Below are 25,698 nucleotides of genomic sequence, written 5' to 3' on the forward strand. Positions count from 1 at the left end.
GTACGGTAATCGCCTCGCCGCCCCGGGACACCGGGTGCACTCGGCGTGCCGCCCCCGGGGGTTACGTCAGCGTGGGGCTCAGAGCTCGAGCCCGGCGGACGGGGTCGTGGACAGGAAGGACCCGCCCGGTCCGGTGTCGAGCGAGTGGCCGTACCAGGTGGCGCCGTGCTCCAGGTTCGGCGTCCACTCCAGCGTCCGCCACTCGGGGTCGAGGATCAGGTAACCACCGGAGTACAGCTCGACTCGGTGTCCCGATCCGGGATCGTGCACGTAGAGGTACATGGCCTGACCGATGCCGTGTTTGCCCGGTCCGGCACCCCACTCGATGTCGAGATCCCGCATCTGGTCCGCGGCGGTGAGCAGGTCGTGGAAGTTCTCGATGTTGAAGGCCACGTGGTGGAAGCGACCGGTCTGCTCGTCCGCGCTCACACCGATCGCGACGTCGTGCACCTGCGGGGTGACCGACAGCCAGGACGCGATGAGGAGCTCGGGCACCCGGAGGATCTCGCGGCGCTTGAAGCCGAGCGACTCCCGCAGCCATCCCTCGGCCTCGTCGACCGTGGTCGGGCTGGTCTGCAGGTTGATGTGGTCGAGCCGGCGCACGCCGAGGCCGCGGCGGCGCGAGCTGTTGCTGAGCAGCTTGGAGCTGATCTCCGGCGGCGCGAGGGGCCGCTCGATGTCGTAGTACAGCTCGAACGGGTGCTCGCTGCCGGGCACCAGGAACCGCACGGCCTCGCCGCGGCCCGCGACCTGGGCCTTCGGGATCTCCAGGGTCGTGATGCCCTGTTCCTCGAATCGGCTCGCGAACAGCTCGACGTCCTGGGGTCGCTGGACCCGGAAGCTGTAGGCGTTGACCGTCGCCTCGGCCTGCTGGGTGAGGATCAGCGAGTGGTGGGTGAGCTCCTGGTAACCGCGCAGGTACGCGGTTCCGCTGATCTGCTCGACGACCTCCATACCCAGCAGGTCGCGGTAGAACCGGAGTGACCTCTCCAGATCGGGGGTCCCGAGGTGGATGCTGCCCGCATGGGCGAGCCGGGGCCCGGGGTCGTACTCGGCCTGGGTCATCGGGCGCTCTCCTTCGATGTGGGGTTCTCCGCCGCCCCGGCCGATGGGGCCGAGAACCGGGCGGTGAGTGTGCCGAGCGGTTCGATCGCGACCTCGATGACGTCGCCCGGGTGTACGTCGACCATCGGCCCGAGCGCCCCGGAGAGCACGAGGTCGCCCGCGCGCAGCGGGGAGCCGATCTCGAGGGCGGTCCGGGCCAGCCAGAGCAGCGCCTCGACCGGGTCGCCGAGGCAGTCCCGGCCGGTCCCCTCGGAGACCACAGTCCCGTTGCGCCGCATCGTCATGGTGGCGTCGACGGGACGGAAGCCTGCCGGCGGCGTGGGGTTCGCGCCCAGTACGTAGACCCCCGACGACGCGTTGTCGGCGACCGTGTCGGTGATCCCGATCCGCCACGAGGCGATCCGGCTGTCGACGATCTCGATCGCGGGCAGGGTCTCCTCGATCGCGGTACGCACCGCATCCGGGCCGCTCACCAGCGCCGGGTCGTCCAGGTCGCGGCCGAGCCGGAACGCGATCTCGCCCTCGGCCTTGGGCTGCAGCAGCCGGTCGAACGGAATGGTCTGGCCGTCGTCGTAGTGCATGTCCTGGAACAGGACCCCGAAGTCGGGCCGGTCGACCCCGATCTGGCGCTGGACCGCGGCGGAGGTCAGCCCGATCTTCCGGCCCACGAGCCGCGCCCCCGCGGCGAGCCTGCGCTCGGTCACGACCTGCTGCACGGCGTAGGCGGCGGCGATGTCGGAGGGACCGATGAGATCGGCCACCGGCTCGCACGCGACCCGCGAGCCGCTCGCCCGCTCGAGCCGGTCGGCAGCAGCCAGTACGGCGTCGGTCCGCGTGGTCGTCACGTCCTCGGTCACGACGGGATCATCGCCGGTCCGGAGCCGTACGGGCCCGGATGTTTTCCGCTCACCGGGACGGCCGTGGCGGGCAGGGCCACAGGTTCGTCCGGCGGTGCCGCGGCGAACCCGGGCCCGACCGGGAGGACCTGCACGTGACCGGCGTGTCAGCAAGCTCACCGGAGCCTGCTCCGGCCTGGTGCCGTGCGTCGTTGCCCACCTCCGACCACGGGGCCTAACGTGGTCGTGATCACGGATCGGCGGGCTTCGGTCCGCGAGCGCGAGGACCGACCCACCTCCGATCGATCCTGGAGACCCGTATGACCGAGAGCGCCACCGGTACCGGCCGGACGGACGAGCTGCCCCGGTACCCGGCGCCCCGGTCGAAGGACGACCCGTTCGCGCCGCCGCCGGGACTGCTCGCACTCCGCGACTCGGGCGGGCCCGTGGTGCGGGTCCGGACGTGGGACGGGGCCACCCCGTGGGTCGTCACGACCCACGACGCCCAGCGGCGGATCCTGTGCGACCCGCGGGTGAGCGCTGACGTCGGTGCCCCCGGCTACCCGCAGACCACCGCCTCAATGAAGGCCACCGCGAGCGGGATGGCGCCGTCGATCAACAACACCGACGGCGCCGAGCACCGCCGGTGGCAGCGGATGCTGACGAACTCCTTCACCCCCAGGCGGATGGAGATGCTGCGGCCGGAGGTCCAGCACATCACGAACGACCTGATCGACCGGATGCTCGCCGGGCCGAACCCCGCGGACCTCAACGCCGCGGTGTCCCTCCCACTGCCGTCGTTGATGATCTGTGCCCTGCTCGGTGTGCCCTACGAGGACCACGCCTTCTTCCAGGAGCAGGCCCGTGTCACGACCGCGGTCAACAAGACTCCCGAGGAGGGCGCGCGGGCCCACAGCGCGCTGCTGGACTACATCGGTGGCCTGATCCGGACGAAGATCTCCGCTCCGGAGGAGGACGTGCTCTCCGATCTCGGCGCGAAGGTCGCCCGGGGTGACATCGCCATCGACGAGGCCCAGCGGCTCGGGCACATCCTGCTGGTCGCCGGGCACGACACGAGCGCCAACATGATCACGTTGGGCACGGCCCTGCTGCTCCGGCACCCGGACCAGCTGGCCCGGTTGCGGGACAACGCGAGTGACCGGACGTTCGTGTCCGGCGCCGTCGAGGAGCTGTTGCGGTACCTGACGATGCCGCACCTGCTCGCGCGCCGTGCGGCCCTCGAGGACATCGAGATCGAGGGCGTCACGATCCGCAGGGGCGAGGGCATCATCGCGTCGCTGCCTGCGGCCAACTGGGACCCGAGGGCGTTCCCGGAACCGGCGGAGCTCGATCTCGGTCGCGATGCCTCGCAGCACATCGCCTTCAGCTGGGGGCCGCACCACTGCATCGGCAGGCAGCTGGCCCGCATCGAGCTCGAGACCGTGTTCAGCACGCTCGTCCGCCGGATCCCGACGCTGAGGCTGGCCGTGGACCTGTCCGACCTGGTGTTCAAGGAGGACTCGCAGGGATACGGCATCTACGAGCTGCCCGTCGCCTGGTGACCCGTTCACGCCGGCCGCCCGTCCCGGAAGCCACCCGCACCCCGTCGAAGCGCACGTTCCCGCCCGCGCCGGGACGGAAATGCGCCACTCGACGGCCGCGGAGCGATCGAGCCTCACGAACCCGCCCTCCCCGGGGCGAAAACGCGCCACTCGACGCTCGTGCCTCGTCGAGTGTCACGTTGTGGCTGCCGGTAGGACCACAACGTGACACTCGACGGGGCGGGGGCCGGGCCTGGCGTGGACACGAGGCCGGTTCCTTCACACATCCGCATTGCGCAGCGCGGCCGGGCCCGAGCCCGTGCCTCGTCGAGTGTCACGTTATGGCGCCCGGTACGACCACAACGTGACACTCGACGAGGTCGGGCCGGGCTCGGTGCGACCCGGCGCGGACACGAGGCCGGTTCCTCCACACATCCCGCATCGCGCAGCGGGTCGGGGCCCGATGCCGAGGGTGCCGCCATTAGAGAGGCCTCTGATCGAGCATGTTCGCCGGGGTGGCGTGGCCGGATCCGGTCGGCCGTTCACCGGTCACTCGCGTCCGGAGCGAGGTCGGGCGGTTGATTCCCGGCTGTGGCCGGACGTTCGGCCGACCGGAACGGAAACCCTTGCGTGCGGTTATGAGTATGCTTTACTGGCCCGGAGCCGTGCGAGTGGATCCCGACAGCCGGGTCCGCCCGGACCGTCCGCAGTGGATGTTCCGGTAGCCGGTGTCCCACGTGCCGACGGAGGCCGGTCGCTGAGCCGTCCGTGCGGGCGTGCCGAGCAGACCACCACAGGTGGTCGTTCCGATCGGAGGACGGCGTGACCGAAGCCGGGAAGACCTGGGCCCACCACGAGGTCGGCAAGAAGCTCAGCAACTGGGGCCGCTGGGGCGACGACGACGAGATCGGCACCCTGAACCTGGTCACCCCGGAGAAGGTCGCCGCCGCCGCCTTACTGGCGAGGACCGGCAAGCGGATCGACCTGGGCATGGCGTTCGACAAGAACGGCCCGCAGGACGGCGGCTTCCGGATCAACCCGGTGCACACCATGACCTGGACGCCGCTGGACACCGCCGGACTGCCGGACGGGATGATCTCGGCGGACGACATGATCGTCATGGGCCTGCAGTGCGCGACCCAGTGGGACAGCCTGGCCCACGTCGGCTACGACGGCTACTTCTACAACGGGGTGCCCTCGACCGCCGTCCGCCCCGGGATCGGCGCCACGAAGAACTCCTTCGCCACGGCCAACGACCACCTGATCTCCCGCGGCGTCCTGCTCGACATCCCGCGGCTCAAGGGCGTCGACGTGCTGCCGGACTCCTACGAGATCACCAGCGCGGACCTGAACGAGGCCGAAGCGGCCCAGGGGGTCACGGTGCAGCCCGGCGACGTCCTCTGCCTGCGCACCGGGTGGTACAAGTACTTCCTCGACGGCGACAAGTCGAAGTTCGGCTCCGGCCCCGAGGCCGGCCCGGGTCTCGAGGCCCTGGAGTGGTTCAGGGACCGGGACATCGCGGCGCTGGCGATGGACAACTGGGCGTTCGAGCGCTACCCCACCGTGGTCGAGGGCTCCGTCATCCCGGTGCATCAGGTGGCGATCCGGGACATCGGGCTGACCATCGGCGAGATGTTCAACTTCGAGGACCTCGCCGTCGACTGCGCCCAGGACGGCGTCTACGAGTACCTGTTCACCGGCACCGGGCTGAAGATCAGCTACTCGGTCGGCTCGCCCGTCACCCCGATCGCGATCAAATGAGTGCCCCGGTGAGCTACGTCGACGTCGTCGAAGGGATCCGCCGAGCCCAGGCGACCTACGCGCAGGCGATCGACGGCGGCCGGACCGATGACCTGGCCGCGATCTTCACCGAGGACGGTGTGGCGGACATCGAGGGCGTCGGTGTCATCGAAGGTCGCGAGACGATCCGGCGGACGTACGCGGGCTGGACGTCGACCACGCCGCAGCGCCACGTCGTCTCGAACCTGCTGGTGACCGGCTGGGACGAGCACGAGGCGACCGCCACGGCGGACGTCGCCCTGGTCCAGCTGCGCGAGGGTGCCTGGCAGGTCTCCGTCGTGGCCCGCTACGAGGACACCGTCCGCAACGAGGACGGGGTCTGGCGGTTCGCCCGGCGGATCACCCGCTTCGCCGGCGCTCCCGATCTCGCGGGCGCCGCGGCCGCGCCGGCGAGCCCGTCGGGCTGACCCATCCCGGCCTCGGCTCGCGGGCCCGTCACCGAGGACCCGCGCGGCCGGGCCGGCCCGTGACGACTGTTCATGCAGACCACACTTCTGGCCGCCCCGGCGCGGCGGGACGGAGACCGACCGAGATGGCCGACAGGCTCGCCCCGGGTGCGCTGACCACGGTGACCTACGACAAGGCCGACCACGTCGCGACCGTGACGCTCGACCGGCCCGAGGCGATGAACAGCTTCAACCAGACGATGTGCGACGAGTTCACCGCGATCTGGACCGAGGTCAAGGCGGACGACGACGTCCACGTGGTCGTCCTGCGCGCCGCGGGGGAGCGGGCGTTCTGCACCGGGGTCGACGTCAAGGAGCGACTGCACCGCGAGAGCAACGTGTGGAGCCAGGTCGATCCGGGGGAGAAGTTGTCCCCCAAGCTGAACCACGTCTGGAAGCCACTCGTCGTCGCGGTGCACGGGATGGCGGCGGGCGGTGCGTTCTACTGGATCAACGAGGCGGACATCGTCCTCTGCTCGGACGACGCCACCTTCTTCGATCCGCACGTCACCTACGGGATGACCGCCGCACTCGAGCCGATCGGCCTCGCGCGCCGGATCCCGCTCGGCGAGGCATTGAGGATCGCCCTGCTGGGTCTGGACGAGCGGCTCTCGCCGGAACGGGCGTTGCAGATCGGCCTGGTGAGCGAGGTGCTGCCGCGGGCCGACCTGTGGGCACGGGCGGACGAGATCGCCGCGCTGATCGCGGCCAAGCCTCCCGCGGCCGTGCAGGGCACGGTCCGCGCGATCTGGGAGTCGCTCGACGCGACCCGCACCCAGGCGTTGCGGACGGGTCTGGCGTACACCCAGCTCGGCAACCCCCTCGGCACGGCGCAGATCGACCGCAACAGCATGCCGCGCCCGGACTGGACGTTGCGCTGAGAACGGCGTGCGAACGTGCGGCCCTGCACCCGATGCCGGGACGAGCACCACAAAGAGTATCCCTAATTGCGGTTCGTCGGCTATGATCGTGAGCGACGGTCGGGTCCGTGATCCCGCGGTCACCGGGCAGTGTCCGTCCACGGCGGACGTGCTCGGGCGGCCCCGGCCACTTGTGTCGACGGGTGCGGCCCACGCGGGCTCGTGCCGGGGAGTGAGGAGCCGTCGTGGGGATCCGTGAGCGTCTGCAGGAGCTCCTGCGGGAGGCGCCGGACGATGCGGAGGTCGTCGAGTTCGACCTCGTCTGGTGGACGTGGGGTGAGCTGCGTCGAGTGGTGGGAGAGGTCTCCCGGGCACTCGACAGGGCGGGGATCGGCCCCGCCTCCCGCGTCGGGCTGGTGCTCGAGAACCGGCCGGAACACATCGCGGCGCTGGTGGCGGTGCTCGCGACCGGCCGGGTCGTCGTCACGCTGAGCCCGCTGCAACCGCCCGCCCGCCTGGCCTCCGACATCGAGGGAGCCGGAGCCGCGGTGGTCGTCGGGTCCCCGGCGGCGCTGGACGGTGTCGCGGCGGCGGCAGCGGACCGCGGTCTCGTGCTGGAGCTGGACCGGCAGGGTGCGGTGCGCGTGCGTGCCGGCATCCCGGCCACCGACGTGGAGCACGTTCCGGGGACCGCCATCGAGATGCTGACCTCCGGCACCACCGGTCCGCCCAAGCGGGTCCACATCTCCGAGCGGCAGCTCGACGGGTCGCTGACCTCGAGCGGTCAGGTGCGCGGTGAGCGGTTGCTGACCCGGGCGGTCACGATCTCCGTCACTCCGATGGTCCACATCGGCGGGATGTGGCGGATCGTCGGCGCGCTCTCCGCGGGCCGGCGGATCGTGCTGATCCCGAAGTTCGCCGTCGAACCCTGGGCCTCCGCGGTCGAACGGCACCGGCCCCGGGCTGCCGGGCTGGTCCCGGCCGCGATCCGGTCGGTGCTCGACGCGGGCGTCCCGGCCGAGCGGCTCGGGTCGCTGAAGGTGATCACCTCGGGCACCACCGCGTGCCCGCCGGAGCTCGCGGACCGCTTCTACCGGACCTACGGGATCCGGGTGCTGATGACCTACGGCGCGACCGAGTTCGCCGGGGCCGTCGCGGGGTGGACCTACCAGCTCCACCAGGAGTGGTGGGAGACCAAGGCCGGTAGCGCGGGGCGTCCTTTCGGCAACTCCGCGCTCCGGGTCACGGCCGCGGACGGCGTGGAACTGGGCGCCGAGGAGGAAGGTCACCTCGAGGTCCGGACCGAGCAGTCCGCCGCGGGCGCCGCCGAATGGGTCCGCACCTCCGACCTCGCCCGGATCGACCCGGACGGGTTCCTGTGGATCACCGGCCGGGCCGACGACGCCATCGTGCGCGGTGGGTTCAAGATCCACCCCGGGGTACTGGTGGCATCCCTCGAAGGTCATCCCGCCGTTCGTGAGGCCGCCGTCGCCGGCCTGCCGGACGAGCGGCTCGGGGCGGTTCCGGTGGCCGCCGTCGAGCTCGAACCGGGCGCCGACGTCGATGCTGCGGCGCTGGTCGTCGAGCTGATCGCGCACTGCCGGGCCGAGCTGGCCCCCTACGAGGTCCCGGCTCACGTCCTCGTGGTCGACGAGCTTCCGCGGACGCCGTCGACCAAGGTCAGCCGGGTGGATCTGGTGGACCTCGTACGGGCCCGGCTGGCGGAGCCGGCGACCGCCTGACAGTGGGCCGGGCCGGCTGTCGCCGGACCGGAGTCCCTGGTCAGATTCGAAGAATATGGTATCCTGAATTGCGGGTTCCTGCAGGGAAGCAGGGCCTCCCCGAAGGGAGCTGAATGACCACGGAGGACACGGTGGCGCCCCTGCCCCGCGTGAATGCGGACTTCATCCGGCGCGCCCTGGACGACGCGGATCTCAACGCGCTGCGGATGGCGCTGTACCAGGCGACCGGGGACCGCGACCTGCTGGGCATGCACCTGGACTCGGTGCCCATGTACGGCGGCGCACTGAAGCAGACCGTCGTCGCCGACCGGGACGTCGAGACGATCAAGCAGAAGGCGCTGGAGTTCCTGCTCGGACACGACCCCGCCGGGTTCACCGAGGTGACACCGACCGACACCGAGCTGCGGCAGATGTACGAGGCGTTCCGGGAGGAGACCCTCGACGAGCGGACCTGGCGGTACCGGCGGGACCTGGCGGCGTTCGACGACCACCCGCGGCTGGCGAAGTGGACCGGTGGCGGGAGGCCCCAGATCCCCGAGGGCTTCGAGGTGGCGATCGTCGGCGCCGGCTTCAACGGCATCGCGATGGGTGTGCAACTCGAGCAGCTCGGCATCCCGTACACGATCTACGAACGACGCTCGGAGCTCGGCGGGGTCTGGAACATCAACGCCTACCCGGATGTCCGGGTGGACACGACGATCTTCCTGTACCAGTTCTTCTTCGAGAAGAACTACCCGTGGACCGAGTACTTCGCGCGCGCCGACGAGGTGCGGGGGTACCTCGAACACGTCGCCGAGAAGTACGGGGTCGCACCGCACATCCGCTACGACAGCGACGTCACCGCCGCCACGTTCGACGCGGAGTCGGGCACCTGGGCGGTCGACGTCACCGTCGCGGGGGAGAAGCAGCACATCACGGCCAACGCCGTGGTCAGCGGCAGCGGGCTCTTCGCGACGCCGAAGCGGCCGGACGTTCCCGGGATCGAGGACTTCCGGGGCGAGATCGTGCACACCGCCGAGTGCACCGGCGAGGAGGACCTCGACGGCAGGCGTGTCGCGATCATCGGCAACGGTTCCACCGGCGTGCAGATGATGTCGTCGGTGCAGCGCCGGGCGTCGGCACTCGGCGTCTTCCAGCGCACCCCGCAGTGGATCAGCCCGCGGGACCGGTACGGCGACCCGATCACTCCGGAGACCCGCTGGCTGCTGGACACGATGCCGTACTACTGGAACTGGTACTGCTACTCCGTCGCCACCCTCCGGCTGGACGGCCAGCTCCTGCAGGAGCCGGACCAGGAGTGGAAGGCGAGCGGAGGCAAGGTCAACGCGGCCAACGACTCCTACCGGGAGAGCCTGGAGACCTACATCCGGTCGAAGCTTCCGGACCGCCCGGACCTCTGGGAGAAGCTCACCCCCGCCCATGCGCCGCTGGCCCGCCGGATGATCGTCGACAACAACTGGTACTCCTCGTTGCTCGAGGACCACGTGGACCTGGTCACCGAGGGGATCGAGCGGTTCACACCGACGGGCATCCGCACGGTGGACGGGGTGGAGCGGGAGTACGACCTGGTCTTTACCGCGACGGGTTTCGCGGTGCAGAAGTACATGTGGCCGACCCAGTACCGGGGCCTCGGCGGAGTCGCGCTCGAGGACGTGTGGGCCGACCCGGCCGGCGGCGGTCCGCGGGCGTATCTGAGCCTGACCGTTCCGGACTTCCCGAACCTGTTCGTGATGTACGGCCCGAACTCGCAGAACCGGGCCGGCTCGCTGATCGTGTGGATCGAGACCTGGTCGCGCTACATCGCCGAGAACCTGATCCATCTCATCGAGAACGGCCACAAGTACGCCTCGGTGCGACGCGATGTCTTCGAGGACTACAACAAGCGTCTCGACGAGGCGATGTTGTCGCTCATCTGGTACGACGAGGGCTCGAAGGACAAGAACTACTACGTCAACGAGTTCGGCCGCCAGCAGGTGAACATCCCGTGGCGGCTGGAACAGCAGCACGAGTTCCTCGAGAAGTTCGACCCGGACGACTACGACGTCGTCTGAGAGGTCCCACAGCGGTAGGCACGATCAGCACGCTCGATTCGGACGGCTGCCTGCGCAGCGAGCTCGTTGAGGAGAACCCATGACGGTTGACGTCGTCGCGGACCAGGCAAGCCTCGAGGTGGTCGATCCGACCGCCGACAAGAGCAGCTCGACCGGCACGGCCCTCGCCCCCCGGCTCACCACGCTGAACGGCAAGGTGCTCGGCCTGCTCTCGAACAGCAAACCGAACGCGGACGTCGCGCTGAACGCCGCGGCGCAGAAGATCCGGGAGACCTTCCCGGAGATGGAGATCCGGCACTACGCCGGATCGATCCGGTTCGAGGCGGCTCTGCTGCAGCAGGCCATCAGCGAGTGTGACGCGCTGATCGGCGCCACGGCGGACTGCGGGGCCTGCACCTCCTGGCTGATCCACGACGGTGCGCAGGCGGAGAAGGGTGGTGTCCCACAGGTCACCATCGTGGCCCGCGGCTTCGAGCGGGACACCGGCACCAGCGCGCAGGTCTTCGGCGTGCCGGAGCTCCAGTACGTCGTGGTCCCGCGGGTGTTCACCGCGCTGACCGCCGAGCAGGCGACCGAGCAGGTCCTGCCGGTGGTCGAGGAGATCATCGAGAAGCTCACGGCCGATCCGTCGAGTGTGGCCGCCGGCGACGGCGACGGCGAGGTGCTCGAGGTCGCCGAGGACGAGGTGGCCCGGGAGGCGCAGGAGTCCTACACCTTCCGCGGCGCCGGCGTCGCCGAGGTCTACGAGCAGTTCAACGACTTCTTCGTCGAGCAGGACTTCGGCGACGGTCAGCCGCTGATCCCGCCGACCCGCGAGCGGGTCGAGGAACTCGTCGCCGCCCAGGGCCGCCCGCGCGACGAGGTGATCCTCTCGATCCCGCCCGCGCACGGGCCCGGAACCCTCGAGAAGATCGCGGTCAACGCGGCCATGGCCGGCGTCAAGCCCCGGGAGCTGCCGGTCGTGATCGCGGCGCTCAAGGCGATCCACGACTGCCCACCCCCGATGAACCTGTCGGTGCTCATGTCGACCGGCGCGTTCGCACCGGTCGTCGTGGTCAACGGTCCGATCGTGAAGGCGCTGGGCATCAACGACGGCCGTAGCCCGCTGGGGCCGGGGAAGAACAACGTCGTCGGGCAGCGGATCGGCCGCGCGATCGGACTGGCCCTGCGCAACCTCGGTCAGTGGATCCCGGGCAAGATGGATCTGGACACCATCGGAACGGTTCGCAAGAACATCCAGGTCATCGGTGAGAACTCCGATGAGAGCCCGTGGGAGCCGTACCAGGTCAACCGCGGCTTCCGCCCGGACGACAGCACGGTCACGGTGGTGCACACCGTCGGTGAGTGGGATCTCGGTTCCAACCACGGCACGGTCCCGCGCCGCCTCGCCTCGATCGCCGCACGCACTCCCACCGCGACCCAGGTCGGCTTCATGACCAGCACGCTGGGCGGGCTGGAGGGCAACGAGGACGGCCTGTTCTACCTGCTCCCGCCGGAGACCGCCAAGCGGTTCGCCGCCGCGGGGATGGACAAGCGCTCGGTGCAGCGCTACCTGCTGCACAACATCCGCCCGCGGATCTCGGACGTCATCGCGCCGTTCCACGACTTCCGGGACCGCGGCCTGGTCCGCCCCGAGTGGCAGTGGATGTTCGAGCTCTCCCCGGAGGAGCAGCGCAGCCAGACGATCCAGGCGTTCCTCGACCCGTCGACGATCAACATCATCGTCGCCGGTCACGGGACCACCAAGGAGTTCCTGTTCGGCACCATGACGCCGCCGATCACCGGGAAGGTCAACGCCATCGCCTGACCGGCCGACCAGCGGCGCGGAGGCCGACGCGGCACTGCGCCGCGAGCTGGGCAACCTGCGAGCCGTACCGGGAGGCCGGTGCGGTCCGTGTTCGTCCGGGCGCCCGCCACCGCACAGACCCTGCTCCCGGCGACGGATCGAGGGCACGTCGTGAGGTGATCACCGGTTGTGGAGTGCGGCGTACGCGTGGCGGTCGCCACGCGCCACGGCCGGCGATCATGAGGGGTTCTGCGGCGGCTGTGAGGGTCGGGGCGTTCCGCGGGCGCCGCCCACCGCTGACCGCCCGGCCGACGGCAGCCGCCTCGAACCGGGAGTGGTCATCCCGGGGCGGCCGGCCCGGTGTTCGTCAGCGGTTGGTGCCCGGAGGCGCGGATCGCACCCGGCGGGTCCAGCTCGTCGCGGTGCCGTTCCGGCCTAGGTCGACAGGAACATATGTGCGACAGCTCGCTGAACGCGGACGGAGATCGATCATGACGCAACCCACCGAGGTCATCACCGAGGTGCTCGGGCTCCTCGAGCCGATGGTCGCTTCCGACGGCGGATCCCTGCGCATGGCCGAGTTCGCGGCCGAGCGCTCGGCGCTGGTGGTCGACTACGCCCGCGGGGCGAACGACGCCTGTGCGACCTGCGTCCTCGACGCGGAGTCGCTCGAGGCGTTCATCGACGAGGGGCTGCAGGCCCGCGGTCTGTATCTCACCGACATCACCGTGCAGGAGTCCGTGGCCGGCGGCACCTGACCCGCCACATCCGAGGAGTTGAGGACATGGTCACCGTCGATCAGTTCGACGAGCTTGCCAGCAAGATCGACAACTGGGGCCGCTGGGGCCCGGACGACGAGCGAGGCACCCTCAACCTCGTCACGCCGGAGGTCGTGGTCAAGGCCGCGCGATCGGTGGTGAGCGGAGAGACGTTCCCGCTCGCGATGGGTCTGTCCCTCGACGGCCCGCAGACCGGCGCCGGTGTTCCGGGGCGGATCAACCCCGTCCGTACGATGCTCGGCATCAACGTGCCGATCGCCGAGGGCGAGCACGCCGCGGCCTGGAGCGACGACGTCGTCTACAGCCCCGTGCAGGCGGCGACGCACTGGGACGCGCTCTCGCACGTCAGCCACCGCGGCCTCATGTACAACGGCATCCCGGCCGACTCGATCGACTCGTCCGGCGCCACCCGGCTCGCCATGGAGGCCGCGGGGCCGATCGTGTCCCGGGGCGTGCTGCTCGACGTCGCCCGGTACGAGGGGGTCGACCGGCTGCCCCCGGGGTACCCGGTGACCCGGGACGTGCTCGCGGCCGTCGAGCAGGCGCAGGACAGCCCGGTGGAGGAGGGGGACATCGTCCTGATCCGCACGGGACAGGCGCGCCGGTTCCTCGAGGGTGACAAGAACGGATATCGGAACCGGCCGGTCCCGGCCCTGGACTGGGACGCTCCGCTGTACTTCCACGAGCGTGGGGTGGCCGCCACGGCGACCGACAACATGTCCTTCGAGCTCCTGCCCTCGAGCGTCCCGGAGGTCGTGCTCCCGGTACACGTGCTCTGCCTGGTGCGGATGGGGATGGTGCAGGGGCAGAACTTCGTGCTCGAGGACCTCGGTGCGGCCTGCGCCGTGGATCGCCGGTACACCTTCCATCTCGGCGCGATGCCGGAACCCTTCCTCCGGAGCACCGGTGGGATGGTGCACCCGGTCGCCGTCCGGTGAGTGACTCCGCCCGCCGAATTGAGAGTACTCAGATTCGGCGGGCGGCTCGAACTCAGCCCATCGGGTAGGGATAGTTGCGGCTGGTCCCGCCGTCGACGACCAGCGTCTGGCCCGTGACCCACTGAGAGAGGTCGCTCAGGAAGAACAACAGGGCCGACGCGATGTCGGAGGGCTCCCCGACACGGCCCAGCGGCACCGGGCGGGCCGCGGTCTCGTAGTAGTCGGGCTCCGGGTGCCGCTCGGCCACCCGCGGTGTGTACGTCTGGCCCGGCGCGACCACGTTCACCCGGATGCCGGCCGGTCCGTACTCGACCGCGGCAGACGCGGCGAGGTTGGACAGGCCGGCCTTCGCGGCGCCGTACACCGCGTGCTTCGGGGCGGAGCGGACCCCGGAGATCGAGCCGACGAAGGCCATCGAGCCGCCGTCGGTCATCGCACGGGCGCCGATCTGCAGCGCCAGGAAGACATGGCGCAGGTTGAGGGCGATGCCGCGCTCGAAGACCTCGTCGTCGGAGTCGGCGATCGTGGCGAGGTTCGAGATGCCGATGATGTCGGCCAGCCCGTGCAGCGGCCCGAAGCGCGCCACCGCCTCGGCCACCATCCGCTCGACCTCCTCGCGGTTCGTCGCGTCGCCGACCAGGGGCAGCCCGCCCACCTCGTCGGCGACGCGCTTCGCCCGCTCCGCGTCGGTGTCGACGACCGTGACGTTCGCGCCGACACTCGCCGCGGCGACACAGGTCTGGTGGCCGATGCCCAGGCCGCCACCGAGTACCAGGACGTGACGGTCGGGCAGTCGGAGCAGGCCCGGATAGTCGGGTGTGCTGCCGGTGGGCAAGGGCATCGTCGCTACCTCCACTCGTACCGGCGCGGGAACCCGTCGGGACTCGGACGGTCCGATCGTGCCGGAATTCCAATTGAGTGTAGTAAATTAACCTCATGCGGGTCGAGAAGCACGAGCCTACGACGACCGGACGGCACGCGGCGGAGCCCTTCGTCCGGGGGGTGCTCCCGGGCCTGTCCTGGGCCGAGGGGGCGCGGCTGCCCGCGGCCGCGACCCGGAAGCTGCCGGCCGACACCGGCTGGGCGGCGCGCGTCGCGGCCGGGGTGCACCTCGCCCTCACCGGCACGGCGCGGGCCGTCGACCTCACCGTGCGGATCGGCGAACGGACCACCGTCCCGGCGCCGACGGTCGCGGAGGCCTTTCTGGCGCGCGCGGCGGGGGCTCCGGGCGTGGCGATCCCGGTCCCGACCGGCGGGTCGGTCCGGATTCCGCTGCCCGAGCGCGCTGCCGACGAGATCGTGCGGATCCACCTCCCGGAGGCGGTCGAGGTGCGCGTCGACTCCCTCACGCCGGTCGACGGCGTGATCGAACCGGCGCCGCGTGGCCCTCTGTGGGTGGTCTACGGCGACTCGATCGCCCAGGGCTGGTCGGCGAGCGAGGCCGGGCGGGCCTGGCCGTCGCTGGTCGCCGACACCCTCGGCATGGACCTGGTGAACCTCGGGTTCGCGGGCGCCGCGCGCGGCGAGATGCTCGCCGCGGACGTCGTCGCCGGGTCGGGGGCCGCCGCCGTCACGCTCGCCTGGGGGACGAACGCCTGGTCGTCGCTGCCGACCGATGCCCCCACGATCGCGGAGACGATGCGTCTGTTCCTCACCACGCTGCGCCAGGGCCTGCCGGCCGCGCCGATCGTGGTCGTCAGCCCGATCGTCCGGCCCGACGCCGAACAGACCCCGAACCGGTTCGGGGCGACGCATGCAGAGCTGCGTACTGCCCTGGAGGACGCGGTGCGCCGCTTCGTGACGGCGACGGGGGACACCGGGATCACCCTGGTCCCGGGCCGGGATCTCGTGCCGGCCGACGAGCTCCCGGACGGTCTGCACCCCGGCGACGCGGGCCATCGCGGCCTGGCGGCGGGCGTCGCTCCGCACGTCGCCGCCGGCCTCGGGCTGCACACCCCGGCAGCGCACTGACCTGCACTGACCTGCACTGACCTGCACTGACCTGCACCGCACCGGACCGCACCGCATCGGACCCCACTGAACCGCACCGAAAATGCAGCACACACAGCGCGCCGCCGCGGCGGCGGAGGAGGACGGACATGGATGTCGCCCAGGCATTCCGGCTGGACGAACGGGTCGCAATCGTCACCGGAGGCGGTAGCGGAATCGGCGAGGCGAGTGCCGCGGTACTCGCCGGCGCGGGCGCCCGCGTGGTGGTCGCCGACCTCGACCGGGACAACGCCGAGCGGGTCGCGAAGGCGATCACGAACGACGGTGGGGACGCGGTCGCCCAGCAGGTCGACGTGTCCGACAAGCAGGCCGTGGACGACCTGGTCGCCTCGACCCTCGCCGAGAGCGGCAGGCTGGACGTACTGCTCAACAACGCGGGCATCATGCTGCGCAGCCCGCTGCTGGAGGTCTCCGCCGAGGAGTTCGAGCAGATGCTGGCCGTGAACCTGAAGAGCGTGCTCCACGGCACGCAGGCCGCCGCCCGCGTCATGAAGCCGGGCTCCGCGATCGTGAACACCCTGTCGACGATCATCGACTTCAGCACGCCGGGGACCGGCTCGTACGCCGTGACGAAGAAGGGGGCCGAGGCGCTCACCCGGACCTTCGCCGTCGAGCTCGGCCCGCTCGGTATCCGGGTCAACGGGATCGCCCCCGGGTGGACCGAGTCGGGCATGACCAAGGGCTCGGCCGTCGACGAGCGCGGTGCGTTCGACCGCACCACGTTCGACGAGCTCGCGGGGCGGATGTCCGCACGCTCCCCGCTGGAGGGTGTCACCGAACCCCTCGACTCCGCTTTCGCGGTCCTCTACCTGGCGTCGGCGGCGAGCCGGTTCGTGACCGGACATGTCGTCCGTGTCAACGGCGGCGCCTCGATGGCCTGAAGGGAACGACATGTCGGCACGACTGCAGGGGCGGATCGCCCTGATCACCGGAGCGGCCCGGGGGATGGGCGCCGCGGAGGCCGCGCTGTTCGCGGACGAGGGAGCACGGGTCGTCGTCACCGACGTCCTCGACGACCTCGGTAAGCAGACCGCACGCGACATCGGCGGGGACTACCTCCATCTCGACGTCACCTCACCCGAACAGTGGGCCCGCGCGGCCGAGACGGTGCGGGACTCCTTCGGGCGCCTCGACGTCCTGGTGAACAACGCCGGGATCGGGACGCGGCCGGGCAGGTTCGACGAGCTCGACCCGGCCGAGCACCTGCGCCTGTTCGACGTCAACGTGCACGGTCCCTACTACGGTCTGCGCGCCCTGCTCCCGCTCCTGGAACAGAGCGACGGTGCGTCCGTCGTGAACATCTCGTCCATCGACGGGCTGGCCGGAGTGGCGGGGATGGCGAGCTACGCCGCGTCGAAGCACGCGGTCACCGGCTTCACGAAGTCGGTCGCGCAGGAGCTGGGCCCGCTCGGGATCAGGGTGAACTCGGTCCATCCAGGAGTGATCGAGACCCCGCTGGTGAACTCGGTCGGCGAGGTCCGGCTCGCCCGGCTCGGCCGCACGGTGGCGCGGCAGCCGCTGACGCGAATGGGCAGCGCGGACGAGGTCGCACGGATGGTGCTCTTCCTCGCCTCGGACGAGTCCGCGTACTGCACGGGAGCACAGTTCACGGTCGACGGCGGGCACCTGGCCGGCCCGTGGCGCGAGGCGCCGGCCTGACGACGGCCCGGGGGTGCCCGCCGAGCGGGCACCCCCGGTGTCTCACCCCGCCGTGGTGGCGGCCGCCTCCGACCGGAGACGGTCTCGCAGCTCGAACTTGCGGACCTTCCCCGACGGCGCCCGGGGCAGGTCGTCAACGACCTCGAGCCGTTCTGGTGCCTTCTGCGGGGCGACGCCGTGGCGCACGAACAGCTCCCGCACCTCGTCGAGTTCCAGGGGCTCGTCGCCGTCGAGGACCACGAACGCCGCGACGGCCTCGCCGTACCTCGGGTCCGGGGCCGCGACCACGGCGGCGTGCCGTACCCGCGGGTGGGTGGCGATGATGTCCTCGACCTCCTTGGACGCGATGTTCTCGCCGCCGCGGATGATCAGGTCCTTGATCCGGTCGGTGACGGTGAGATAGCCCTGCTCGTCGAACCTGCCCACGTCGCCGGTGCGGAACCAGCCGCCGGGCAGGAACGTCGTCATGTCGTGGGCCGCGTCGCGGTAGCCGACGAACTGGCTGGGCCCGCGGGTCACGATCTCGCCGACCTCGCCGGTCGGCAGGGTGGCGAACCGCTCGTCCACGATCCGGATCTCGTCACCGAAGCGGACCAGCCCGTCCGTGGACGAGCGCCGTGCGGCGGGGGTCGCCAGCGGCGCGGTCGCGCAGCGGGGGTGCTCGGTGCTGCCGTACGCGCGCGCCACGACCATCCCGACCGCGTCCGCCCGTTCGACGAGTGAGGGCGGCACGTTCGCCCCACCGACCTGGACCGAGCGCAGGCTGGAGATGTCGGCGCCCGCCGCGGCCGCACCCGCGAGGACGGCCTCCACGTGCAGCGGGGTCCCGCTGGTCACGCTGCAGCGGTACTCCTCGATCAACCGGACGGCGAGGTCCGGCAGCCACCGGTCCATGATCACGGTGTGGGTGCCACCGGTGATCCCGGCGCAGAGCGACAGCAGTCCGGCGATGTGCCCGGAGGGCCACGGGATCAGCCGGGTGTCGTTGCCGCCCTCCTTGATCCGGTCGCCCTTGCGCAGCTCCACGAGCAGGGTGTTGTGGGTGTGCTGCACGCCCTTCGGGACGCCCGTCGTGCCGGAGGTGTAGATGATCGCGCAGGGGTCGTCCGCCCCGGCCTTCGTGGTGCGTGCCTGCGGCGGACCGCCGGCCACCAGGTCGTCCCACGACACCGCACCCGCCGGGCGGCGCTCACCGATGACCACCAGGTGCTCGAGGTCGGGAGTGTCGCCGAGGTTCCCGACGCGGTCGACGAAGTCGATCGACCGCCAGGCATCGGGCACGATCAGCACCTTCGCGCGCGAGTCCCGGACGATGTGGCCGAGCTCGCCGGGCCCGTAGATGTGGGTGATCGGGACGAGGGCGGCACCGGCCAGCCACGTACCGAAGTACGAGGCCACCAGCTCCGGCCGGTTGGGTACCTGCACCGCGACGACGTCGCCGGGACCGACACCCAGCCGGCGCAGCCCGTCCGCCACCCGTCGTCCGCGCTCCACCATTCCCGCGAGCGTGAACTCCGCGCGGTCGGTCTCCGAGGCGAACACGAACCGGGTGTTCGCGAACCGCTCGGCCGCGTGGGCGAGTGTGTCGGCGAGGGTGAGCGAGGCGTAGTGGCCCTCGTCGTACCAGCGCGTGCGCAGCTGCGCGAGGTCGCGCCTGCGCTGCTCCTGTGTCAGGGCCACTGCCATCTGCTCCTCGTCAGGCCGCGGGCGTGCCGGGCCGGGTCGTGGTCGGTCCGGCGATCTGCCACCGGGCCAGGATGTCGGCCGGGGCGGTGGGCTCCGGCCGGGGGAGACCCGGCAGCTCCGGCCGCCAGCCCGCTGCCTGCGGGGCCAGCACCCCGCGGGCCCGCAGGTGCGGATGTCCGGCGGCCTCGGCCAGGTCCAGTACGGGGGACAGGCAGGCGTCCGTCCCGGTGGCGGCCGCGGCCCACTCGTCGCGTGTACGGGTGCGGACGGCGGCGGCGATCTCCCGCCGGAGCTCCGGCCAGGTCTGCGGGTCGTCCCGGCGGGCGGGCCAGCCGGCGTCGAGTCCGAGCAGGGTGACCAGCTCGGCGAAGAACTGTGGCTCGAGGGCGCCGATCGCGACGTGCCGCCCGTCGGCGCAGTCGTACACGTCGTAGAAGGGGGCGCCGGTGTCGAGCCGGTTGGTGCCGGCGACGTCGGACCACGTCCCTCTGCGGCGGTACTCGTGGAGCATCGCGGTGAGGTAGGTCGTGCCGTCGACGATCGCGACGTCGAGGGTCTCGCCGCGGCCGGTCCGCTCCCGTCGCAGCAGTGCGGCGAGGACCGAGGTGACCAGGTACATGCCGCCGGCGCCGAAGTCGCCCAGCAGGTTCGCGGATGGGGTCGGCGCCGCGCCGTCCCGGGAGGCGTGGTGCAGGGCCCCGGTGAGGGCGATGTAGTTCAGGTCGTGTCCCGCGCGCGGGGCGAGCGGGCCGTGCTGTCCCCAGCCGGTCATCCGGGCGTAGACCAGGCGCGGGTTGTGCTCGAGCAGGGTCTCGGGCCCGAGGCCGGCGCGCTCGAGCACACCCGGCCGGAAGCCCTCGACGAGTACGTCGGCGGCCTCGGCGAGGCGGTGTGCGAGCGCCGCGCCGTCCGTGCTCTTGAGGTCGAGCTCGAGAACCGGCCGGTTGTCCGCCATGGCCGGGCGCGGGGTGCCCGGGCGGGCCACCGCGAGGACCTCCGCGCCGAGGTCGGCCAGCATCATCGAGGCGAACGGTGCCGGGCCGATCCCCAGGAACTCCACGACGCGTACCCCGGCCAGGGGCGGTTCGGACGCCATCGGCCCTCCCGTCGTCGGTACTGGTGTTCGAGGGTATATCAGTACACGCTTTAGTGGTCACGTGTCCGACACCACAGGGCGGATCCGGTGCCCCGGATAAGCCCGCGTGTGCAGGTGAGTGCCTGTGTGATCGATGACAGGTTCGACGATTACGTAATGGGGTATCCTCTTTTCGTTCTGTGTCGTGCGGCTCCGGGAGGACGGGCGTGACCTTCGACGTCGATGACGAGCTCGAGGACCTGCGCCGCTCCGTGCGCCGGTTCCTCGCCGACAAGGCGCCCAGCGAGGACGTGCGCCGGGTGATGGACGGCCCGGACGGTCACGATCCGGCCGTGTGGGAGCAGATGGCCGGGCAGCTCGGGCTGCCCGCCATCGCGCTGCCGGAGGAGTACGGCGGGCTGGGGTACGGAGCCGGTGAGCTGGTGATCGTGCTCGAGGAGCTGGGCCGGGCGCTCAGCCCCGAGCCCTTCCTGTCGTCCGTCGCGCTGGCCGGGCGCGCGCTGGCGACCAGCGGGGACGCCGACGCCGCGGCGCGCTGGCTGCCCGGCATCGCGGACGGGTCGCTCATCGCCGCGCTCGCCGTCAGCGAGCAGGGACGGGACTGGACCCTCGACGGGATCGACACCAGGGCCGAGCCGACGGCCGACGGATACGCGATCACCGGTGTCAAGACCTTCGTCATCGGCGGCGAGCGGGCGGACCTGCTGCTGGTCGCCGCCACCGACGGGGACGGGCTCGCGCTGTACGCCGTCGAGCCGGACGAGACCGTCACCCGGACCCGGCCTGCGGTGCTCGACCCCACCCGCAGGCTCGCCCGCATCGAGTTCGCCGCAACGCCGGCGAGCCGGGTCCGGGCGCCCGCCGGGCACCTGCGTGAGGTGCTCGACCTGGCCGTCATCGCCGTCGCCGCGGAGCAGGTCGGCGGCGCCCGCCGATGCCTGGAGATGGCGGTGGAGCACGCGAAGGTGCGGGTCCAGTTCGGCCGCCCGATCGGTTCCTTCCAGGCGATCAAACACAGGTGCGCGGACCTGCTCGTGGAGGTGGAGGCGGCCCGCTCGGCCCTGCAGCACGCAGCCGCGCTCGCCGCGGACCGCGACGGGACGGACCCCGGCGACCTCGCCGTCGCCGCGGCGGTCTGCGGTGCCTGGTGCGGGCAGGCGTACACCCGCGTCGCCAAGGAGACCATCCAGATCCACGGCGGCGTCGGCTACACCTGGGAGCACGACGCCCACCTGTACCTGAAGCGGGCCAAGTCGAGCGAGCTGCTGTTCGGCTCGCCGGCCGCGCACCGGGCCCGGCTGGCCGATCTGGCCGGCATCGGAGGAAGAGGGTAGTGCCCCGTCAAGCAACGTTCGGCACGGAACTCGTCGGCCCAGGCGCCCGCCGGCGGCGTTGCCGACCGAGCCGAGTACCTCCGGTACTGGGCCCGGCCGGCGCCTTGCCGGCGACCACCTGGATCCGCCGATTCCCGCACCAACGTTCCCTGACGAGGCACAGATGACACTCGCCACCGACCGGAACACCGAGCCGGTCACCGAGACCGACGAACAGTTCCGCGCGCGTCTGCGCGCCTTCCTGACCGAGCACCGTCCCGGGCCCCGCCCGCGCGGCACCGAGGAGCGGCGGGCCTGGCAGAAGGCGTGGCGCGCCACGCTGTTCGACGCCGGCCTGTCCGGGCCGAGCTGGCCGCGCGAGTACGGCGGGATGGATCTGCCCTTCGCACGCCAGGTCATCTACCAGGAGGAGTACGCCAGGGCCCGGGTCCCCGGTCCACAGGGGACGGGACTGGGGATCGCCGGTCCCACGATCATCACCTATGCCTCCGCGGAGCAGAAGCAGCGCTGGCTCCGCCCGATGCTGCGCGGCGACACCGTCTGGGCGCAGGGCTACTCCGAGCCCGAGGCGGGATCCGACCTGCCCGCACTGCGGACCACCGCCCGCCGCGAGGGCGATCACTACGTCGTCAACGGGCAGAAGGTGTGGAACACCCATGCCGACCATGCGGACATCCTGTTCACCCTCGTGCGCACCGGTACGACGGAGTCCCGGCAGAAGGGCATCAGCTACCTGATCATCGATGCGCGCGCCCCGGGCGTCACCGTCCGGCCGCTGCGGGACCTGACCGGCGGCACGCACTTCTCGGAGATCTTCTTCTCCGACGTCCGGGTCTCGGTGGCCGATCGCGTCGGCGAGGAGAACGACGGCTGGCGGCTGACCCGCACGTCGCTCGGGCACGAGCGGGCGGCCGGTGCGATGAACCAGGCCGCGCTCTACCGCCGGGTGCTCGACGATCTGGTGGAGCTGGCCCGCGAGCGGGGGCTCGCCGACGATCCGCTGGTGCGGGACCGGCTGGCCGGGTTCGAGTGCCAGGTGCGGATCATGCGCCACACCGGTATGCGGACGATCGCGGACATTCTGGGGCGCGGGGAGCCGGGGCCCGCGTCGTCGACCTCCCGGCTGTTCATCAGCACCTTCGAGCAGAGCCTGCACGAGTTCGCGGTGGATCTTCTCGGCGCGGCCGGGCTGCTGACCCGCGAGGACCCGCACGCCGTGCAGCGCGGACGCTGGCTGGGCGGGTTCCTGTCCACCCGGGCCTCGACGATCGGCGCGGGGACCGCGGAGATCCAGCGCAACACCATCGCCGAGCAGGTCCTGGGGATGCCGCACGATCCCGCCATGCCGCCGCGCTGAGCGTGCGCAGACCGATATTCCGTAACACCTGAGGCCGGCGCTCGTCGGCCCGATGACGTGAGGAGGAGCCGTGGGCGTTGTCGTCGGAATGCCGTGGCCGGGTGCCGAGGTTGCCGCGGAGGCCGAGCAGGCGGGCGTGGGGGCGTTCTGCACCGGGGAGTTCGTGGACCACGACGCCTACGCGCGGCTGGCCGAGATGGCCGGCTCGACCGGGACCGCACAGATCGGCACGGCGATCGCCTACGCGTTCGCCCGCACGCCGTACGCCCATGCGGCCGCCGTCCGTACGCTCGCCGCGCGCGCGCCCGGCCGGGTCTTCCTCGGCCTCGGCTCCGGGGCGTACCGGATCAACCGGGACTGGTTCGGCGTCCCCGCCGACCGCCCGGTCGCCCGCACCGCGGACCTGATCGGTGCCGTGCGGGCCTGGCTGCAGGCCGAGAACGGTGAGCGGGTGCGCCACCAGGGGGAGTTCTACTCGATCGACGCGGACGTGCAGGCCCCCGTGCTCGGCCGCGTCGACGTCCCCATCCTGCTGGGCGGGTTCAACGCCGGGATGGCCGCGGCCACGGGCAGGGTCGCCGACGGGATCATCGGGCACGGCCTGTTCACCCGCCCCTGGTGGGAGGACGTGGTGCGTCCCGCGGTGGGCAAGGGACTCGCCGGGGTGGACCGGGAGGAGCCGCACCTCGAGCACGGCTGGGTCATCACCGCGGTCGACGACGCCGCTCCCGAGCGGGCGATCGCCGACGCGCGGCGGATGATCGCCTTCTACCTGACCGTCCGGACCTACGACCCCTATGTCGCCCACCACGGGTGGGAGGGCCCGGTGGAGACCCTGCGGGCGGCCTTCCGGGCGGGGGACACCGACGCGATGGCGGCTGCGGTCACCGACGAGATGCTCACCGCGATCGCGGTGAGCGGGAACACCTCCGAGGCCCGGCAGATGCTGGCCGCGAAGGCCGGGGCACTCCCGGCGGACGTCGCCTACCTGGCTCCGCCCTCGTTCCTGGTCGGGCGACGACGGCGGGCGGCCTATGCGCGGGCGAGCCTCGCCCTGGTGGACGCGGTCCCCGAACCACCGGCGTAGACAACGGGCTATCCGTGTAGAACTGCATACTCAATACGTCTCGGGGTTCCCGGGAAGAGACGGAGGACCCCCATGACCTCGACGCACACCGGCGTGGTGCTCGGTGACGAGCCCGCGGACGACGCCGTCGGCGCCGGAACGCCGGTAGCGCCCGAACTGCCGGTAGCTCCCGAACTGCAGCGCCCGGCGCCCACCGATCCGGTTCCGGTTCCCGACGGCGACAAGCTGGCGGCGCGGGTCGCCCGGTCGTTGGAGGACGAGATCATCGACCGGGGTTGGCCGGTGGGTGAGGTGCTGGGTTCGGAGACGGAGCTGCGGGAGCGGTTCGGGGTGTCGCGGGCGGTGTTCCGGGAGGCGGTGCGTCTGGTCGAGCATCATCAGGTCGGTCGGATGCGGCGGGGCCCGAACGGTGGTCTGGTGGTGACGGCTCCGGATGCGGGTCCGGCCACGCGGGCGTTGGTGATCTATCTGGAGTTCCTCGGGACGAGTGTGGAGGACCTGCTGGCGGCGCGGTTGTTGCTGGAGCCGCTGGCGGCCCGGCTCGCCGCCGAGACCGTGACCGAGGCGGGCATCGAGGAACTGCGCGAGGTCCTGGGAGCCGAGCGGGCGGGACTCGGCGGGACCGGTCCGGTGAACGACGACCACGTGCACACGCTGGTCGGGCGGGTGTCGGGCAATCCGGTGCTGCAGCTGTTCACCGAGGTCCTGATCCGGCTGACCTACCGCTACGCCCGCACCTACCGTCGTACGTCGCGGGGGGACGTCGGCGCTGCCACGGCCGACACCCACCGGTGGCACACCGACATCGTCGACGCGGTGATCGCCGGCGATGCGGCCGCCGCCGAGACGCGGTTGGTGACCCACCTCGGCTCGGTGGGGGACTGGTTGCTGGCCCGGCCGATGCGACGCGCCGAGATCAGGCGCCCGCCGCCGGGCCCGCTGGAGGACGGTTCGGGCCGGAAGCTGGCCGAGGTGGTCGCCGAGCGGATGCACGACGACATCGCCGCGGACGGCTGGCAGATCGGATCGGTGTTCGGCTCCGAGAGCGACCTTCTCGAACGCTACGGAGTCTCCCGGGCCGTCCTACGCGAGGCGGTGCGCCTGCTGGAGCACCACAGCGTCGCCCGGATGCGCCGCGGCCCCGGCGGCGGACTGGTCGTCGCCGCCCCGGACCCGACCGCGAGCATCCACACCATGGCCCTGTGCCTCGACCACCTCGGCCTGTCCGGACACGACCTACGCGTCGTCCGCGAAGCCGTCGAACTCGGCTGCGTCACCACCGTCACCGCAGCAGTCCCGGCCGGGCAGGCCGCCGACCGGCTACAGGCCTCCATCGGCCGCGCCGGCCTCGACGGCGAATCCGGCGACGTGTTCCACGCCGAACTCGCCGAACTGGCCGGCAACCCGGTCCTGGTGCTGTTCCTCCGGATCATCACCGAACTCTGGTCACGCCACAGCCGCACCGAACGCCCACCCGACCCCAGCACCAGCGACGAAGTACGCCGCGTCCACCAAGCCATCCTCGACGCCGTACTCGCCGGCGACACCGTCCTGGCCCGCCACCGCGTCCGCCGCCACCTACAGGCACTGACCACCTGGTGGCACTGACCATCTGACGGCACTGA

Annotated in this window: 21 protein-coding genes; 16 read left to right on the plus strand and 5 right to left on the minus strand. The window is 71.5% G+C overall.

What is annotated here, in order from left to right; genetic code table 11:
* Window positions 1–78: 78 nt before the first annotated feature.
* Both JOF36_RS16865 and JOF36_RS16870 read right to left on the minus strand, forming a co-directional pair.
* The gene (locus JOF36_RS16865; RefSeq protein ID WP_210027855.1) at window positions 79–1,065 is read right to left on the minus strand and encodes a VOC family protein; all 987 of its coding nucleotides are present in this window, start codon (window positions 1,063–1,065) and stop codon (window positions 79–81) included.
* A complete protein-coding gene (locus JOF36_RS16870) occupies window positions 1,062–1,922 on the minus strand; it encodes a 2-keto-4-pentenoate hydratase (protein ID WP_210027857.1) in 861 nt (286 codons plus the stop codon). The genes JOF36_RS16865 and JOF36_RS16870 overlap by 4 nt, the downstream gene beginning before the upstream one ends.
* Window positions 1,923–2,221: 299 nt before the next feature.
* Here JOF36_RS16870 and JOF36_RS16875 point away from each other — a divergent pair, with 299 nt between their 5' ends.
* The 9 genes from JOF36_RS16875 (at window position 2,222) to JOF36_RS16915 (ending at window position 13,844) form a co-directional block, all read left to right on the plus strand.
* Window positions 2,222–3,463, plus strand: a complete 1,242-nt coding sequence (locus JOF36_RS16875) for a cytochrome P450 (RefSeq protein ID WP_210027859.1) — start codon at window positions 2,222–2,224, stop codon at window positions 3,461–3,463.
* An 801-nt stretch (window positions 3,464–4,264) separates the two neighbouring features.
* The gene (locus JOF36_RS16880; RefSeq protein ID WP_210027861.1) at window positions 4,265–5,203 is read left to right on the plus strand and encodes a cyclase family protein; all 939 of its coding nucleotides are present in this window, start codon (window positions 4,265–4,267) and stop codon (window positions 5,201–5,203) included.
* A gap of 8 nt (window positions 5,204–5,211) precedes the next feature.
* Window positions 5,212–5,649: a nuclear transport factor 2 family protein gene (locus JOF36_RS16885; RefSeq protein ID WP_210027863.1), complete on the plus strand. Its 438-nt coding sequence runs from the start codon at window positions 5,212–5,214 to the stop codon at window positions 5,647–5,649.
* A 125-nt stretch (window positions 5,650–5,774) separates the two neighbouring features.
* On the plus strand, window positions 5,775–6,569 hold the full coding sequence (locus JOF36_RS16890; RefSeq protein WP_245350876.1) for an enoyl-CoA hydratase/isomerase family protein: 795 nt from the start codon (window positions 5,775–5,777) through the stop codon (window positions 6,567–6,569).
* Between the two features lie 224 nt (window positions 6,570–6,793).
* A complete protein-coding gene (locus JOF36_RS16895; protein ID WP_210027865.1) occupies window positions 6,794–8,290 on the plus strand; it encodes a class I adenylate-forming enzyme family protein in 1,497 nt (498 codons plus the stop codon).
* 113 nt (window positions 8,291–8,403) lie between these two features.
* Window positions 8,404–10,341: a flavin-containing monooxygenase gene (locus JOF36_RS16900; RefSeq protein ID WP_210027867.1), complete on the plus strand. Its 1,938-nt coding sequence runs from the start codon at window positions 8,404–8,406 to the stop codon at window positions 10,339–10,341.
* A 79-nt stretch (window positions 10,342–10,420) separates the two neighbouring features.
* Window positions 10,421–12,148 carry a UGSC family (seleno)protein gene (locus tag JOF36_RS16905; RefSeq protein WP_210027869.1) on the plus strand — a complete coding sequence of 576 codons (1,728 nt, stop codon included), beginning with the start codon at window positions 10,421–10,423 and terminating at the stop codon, window positions 12,146–12,148.
* Between the two features lie 470 nt (window positions 12,149–12,618).
* Window positions 12,619–12,885, plus strand: a complete 267-nt coding sequence (locus JOF36_RS16910; protein WP_210027871.1) for a hypothetical protein — start codon at window positions 12,619–12,621, stop codon at window positions 12,883–12,885.
* Between the two features lie 26 nt (window positions 12,886–12,911).
* Complete coding sequence (locus tag JOF36_RS16915) at window positions 12,912–13,844, plus strand: cyclase family protein (protein WP_210027872.1); 933 nt, start codon at window positions 12,912–12,914, stop codon at window positions 13,842–13,844.
* Between the two features lie 52 nt (window positions 13,845–13,896).
* Here the strand turns inward: JOF36_RS16915 and JOF36_RS16920 are convergent, their stop codons facing one another.
* Window positions 13,897–14,685: an SDR family NAD(P)-dependent oxidoreductase gene (locus JOF36_RS16920; protein WP_210027873.1), complete on the minus strand. Its 789-nt coding sequence runs from the start codon at window positions 14,683–14,685 to the stop codon at window positions 13,897–13,899.
* 95 nt (window positions 14,686–14,780) lie between these two features.
* Here JOF36_RS16920 and JOF36_RS16925 point away from each other — a divergent pair, with 95 nt between their 5' ends.
* The 3 genes from JOF36_RS16925 to JOF36_RS16935 all read left to right on the plus strand — a co-directional run bounded on the left by JOF36_RS16925 (window position 14,781) and on the right by JOF36_RS16935 (window position 17,513).
* Window positions 14,781–15,815 carry a GDSL-type esterase/lipase family protein gene (locus JOF36_RS16925; RefSeq protein WP_210027874.1) on the plus strand — a complete coding sequence of 345 codons (1,035 nt, stop codon included), beginning with the start codon at window positions 14,781–14,783 and terminating at the stop codon, window positions 15,813–15,815.
* Window positions 15,816–15,943: 128 nt separating this feature from the next.
* Window positions 15,944–16,735 carry an SDR family NAD(P)-dependent oxidoreductase gene (locus JOF36_RS16930; RefSeq protein ID WP_210027875.1) on the plus strand — a complete coding sequence of 264 codons (792 nt, stop codon included), beginning with the start codon at window positions 15,944–15,946 and terminating at the stop codon, window positions 16,733–16,735.
* A 10-nt stretch (window positions 16,736–16,745) separates the two neighbouring features.
* Window positions 16,746–17,513: an SDR family NAD(P)-dependent oxidoreductase gene (locus JOF36_RS16935; RefSeq protein WP_210027876.1), complete on the plus strand. Its 768-nt coding sequence runs from the start codon at window positions 16,746–16,748 to the stop codon at window positions 17,511–17,513.
* A gap of 42 nt (window positions 17,514–17,555) precedes the next feature.
* Here the strand turns inward: JOF36_RS16935 and JOF36_RS16940 are convergent, their stop codons facing one another.
* Both JOF36_RS16940 and JOF36_RS16945 read right to left on the minus strand, forming a co-directional pair.
* Window positions 17,556–19,193: an AMP-binding protein gene (locus JOF36_RS16940; protein ID WP_210027877.1), complete on the minus strand. Its 1,638-nt coding sequence runs from the start codon at window positions 19,191–19,193 to the stop codon at window positions 17,556–17,558.
* 16 nt (window positions 19,194–19,209) lie between these two features.
* Window positions 19,210–20,295, minus strand: a complete 1,086-nt coding sequence (locus tag JOF36_RS16945) for a CaiB/BaiF CoA transferase family protein (protein WP_210027878.1) — start codon at window positions 20,293–20,295, stop codon at window positions 19,210–19,212.
* Between the two features lie 206 nt (window positions 20,296–20,501).
* On the opposite strand from JOF36_RS16945, the gene JOF36_RS16950 reads away from it, so the two are divergent.
* The 4 genes from JOF36_RS16950 to JOF36_RS16965 all read left to right on the plus strand — a co-directional run bounded on the left by JOF36_RS16950 (window position 20,502) and on the right by JOF36_RS16965 (window position 25,681).
* Window positions 20,502–21,629: an acyl-CoA dehydrogenase family protein gene (locus JOF36_RS16950; protein WP_210027879.1), complete on the plus strand. Its 1,128-nt coding sequence runs from the start codon at window positions 20,502–20,504 to the stop codon at window positions 21,627–21,629.
* 163 nt (window positions 21,630–21,792) lie between these two features.
* Window positions 21,793–22,986: an acyl-CoA dehydrogenase family protein gene (locus tag JOF36_RS16955; protein WP_210027881.1), complete on the plus strand. Its 1,194-nt coding sequence runs from the start codon at window positions 21,793–21,795 to the stop codon at window positions 22,984–22,986.
* Between the two features lie 70 nt (window positions 22,987–23,056).
* A complete protein-coding gene (locus JOF36_RS16960) occupies window positions 23,057–24,073 on the plus strand; it encodes an LLM class flavin-dependent oxidoreductase (protein WP_307862429.1) in 1,017 nt (338 codons plus the stop codon).
* A gap of 72 nt (window positions 24,074–24,145) precedes the next feature.
* On the plus strand, window positions 24,146–25,681 hold the full coding sequence (locus tag JOF36_RS16965) for a FadR/GntR family transcriptional regulator (protein WP_210027883.1): 1,536 nt from the start codon (window positions 24,146–24,148) through the stop codon (window positions 25,679–25,681).
* Window positions 25,682–25,698 lie beyond the last annotated feature (17 nt).

Source organism: Pseudonocardia parietis (assembly GCF_017876315.1).
In the GTDB taxonomy this organism is placed as follows: domain Bacteria; phylum Actinomycetota; class Actinomycetes; order Mycobacteriales; family Pseudonocardiaceae; genus Pseudonocardia; species Pseudonocardia parietis.

Bases quoted from the DNA above. Each gene is read 5' to 3' on its own strand.
- JOF36_RS16910 (WP_210027871.1), top strand. From the start codon at position 12,619: ATGACGCAACCCACCGAGGTCATCACCGAGGTGCTCGGGCTCCTCGAG.
- JOF36_RS16955 (WP_210027881.1), top strand. From the start codon at position 21,793: ATGACACTCGCCACCGACCGGAACACCGAGCCGGTCACCGAGACCGAC.
- JOF36_RS16875 (WP_210027859.1), top strand. From the start codon at position 2,222: ATGACCGAGAGCGCCACCGGTACCGGCCGGACGGACGAGCTGCCCCGG.
- JOF36_RS16965 (WP_210027883.1), top strand. From the start codon at position 24,146: ATGACCTCGACGCACACCGGCGTGGTGCTCGGTGACGAGCCCGCGGAC.
- JOF36_RS16905 (WP_210027869.1), top strand. From the start codon at position 10,421: ATGACGGTTGACGTCGTCGCGGACCAGGCAAGCCTCGAGGTGGTCGAT.
- JOF36_RS16945 (WP_210027878.1), bottom strand. From the start codon at position 20,295: ATGGCGTCCGAACCGCCCCTGGCCGGGGTACGCGTCGTGGAGTTCCTG.
- JOF36_RS16930 (WP_210027875.1), top strand. From the start codon at position 15,944: ATGGATGTCGCCCAGGCATTCCGGCTGGACGAACGGGTCGCAATCGTC.
- JOF36_RS16900 (WP_210027867.1), top strand. From the start codon at position 8,404: ATGACCACGGAGGACACGGTGGCGCCCCTGCCCCGCGTGAATGCGGAC.
- JOF36_RS16865 (WP_210027855.1), bottom strand. From the start codon at position 1,065: ATGACCCAGGCCGAGTACGACCCCGGGCCCCGGCTCGCCCATGCGGGC.
- JOF36_RS16935 (WP_210027876.1), top strand. From the start codon at position 16,746: ATGTCGGCACGACTGCAGGGGCGGATCGCCCTGATCACCGGAGCGGCC.
- JOF36_RS16925 (WP_210027874.1), top strand. From the start codon at position 14,781: ATGCGGGTCGAGAAGCACGAGCCTACGACGACCGGACGGCACGCGGCG.
- JOF36_RS16890 (WP_245350876.1), top strand. From the start codon at position 5,775: ATGGCCGACAGGCTCGCCCCGGGTGCGCTGACCACGGTGACCTACGAC.
- JOF36_RS16915 (WP_210027872.1), top strand. From the start codon at position 12,912: ATGGTCACCGTCGATCAGTTCGACGAGCTTGCCAGCAAGATCGACAAC.
- JOF36_RS16920 (WP_210027873.1), bottom strand. From the start codon at position 14,685: ATGCCCTTGCCCACCGGCAGCACACCCGACTATCCGGGCCTGCTCCGA.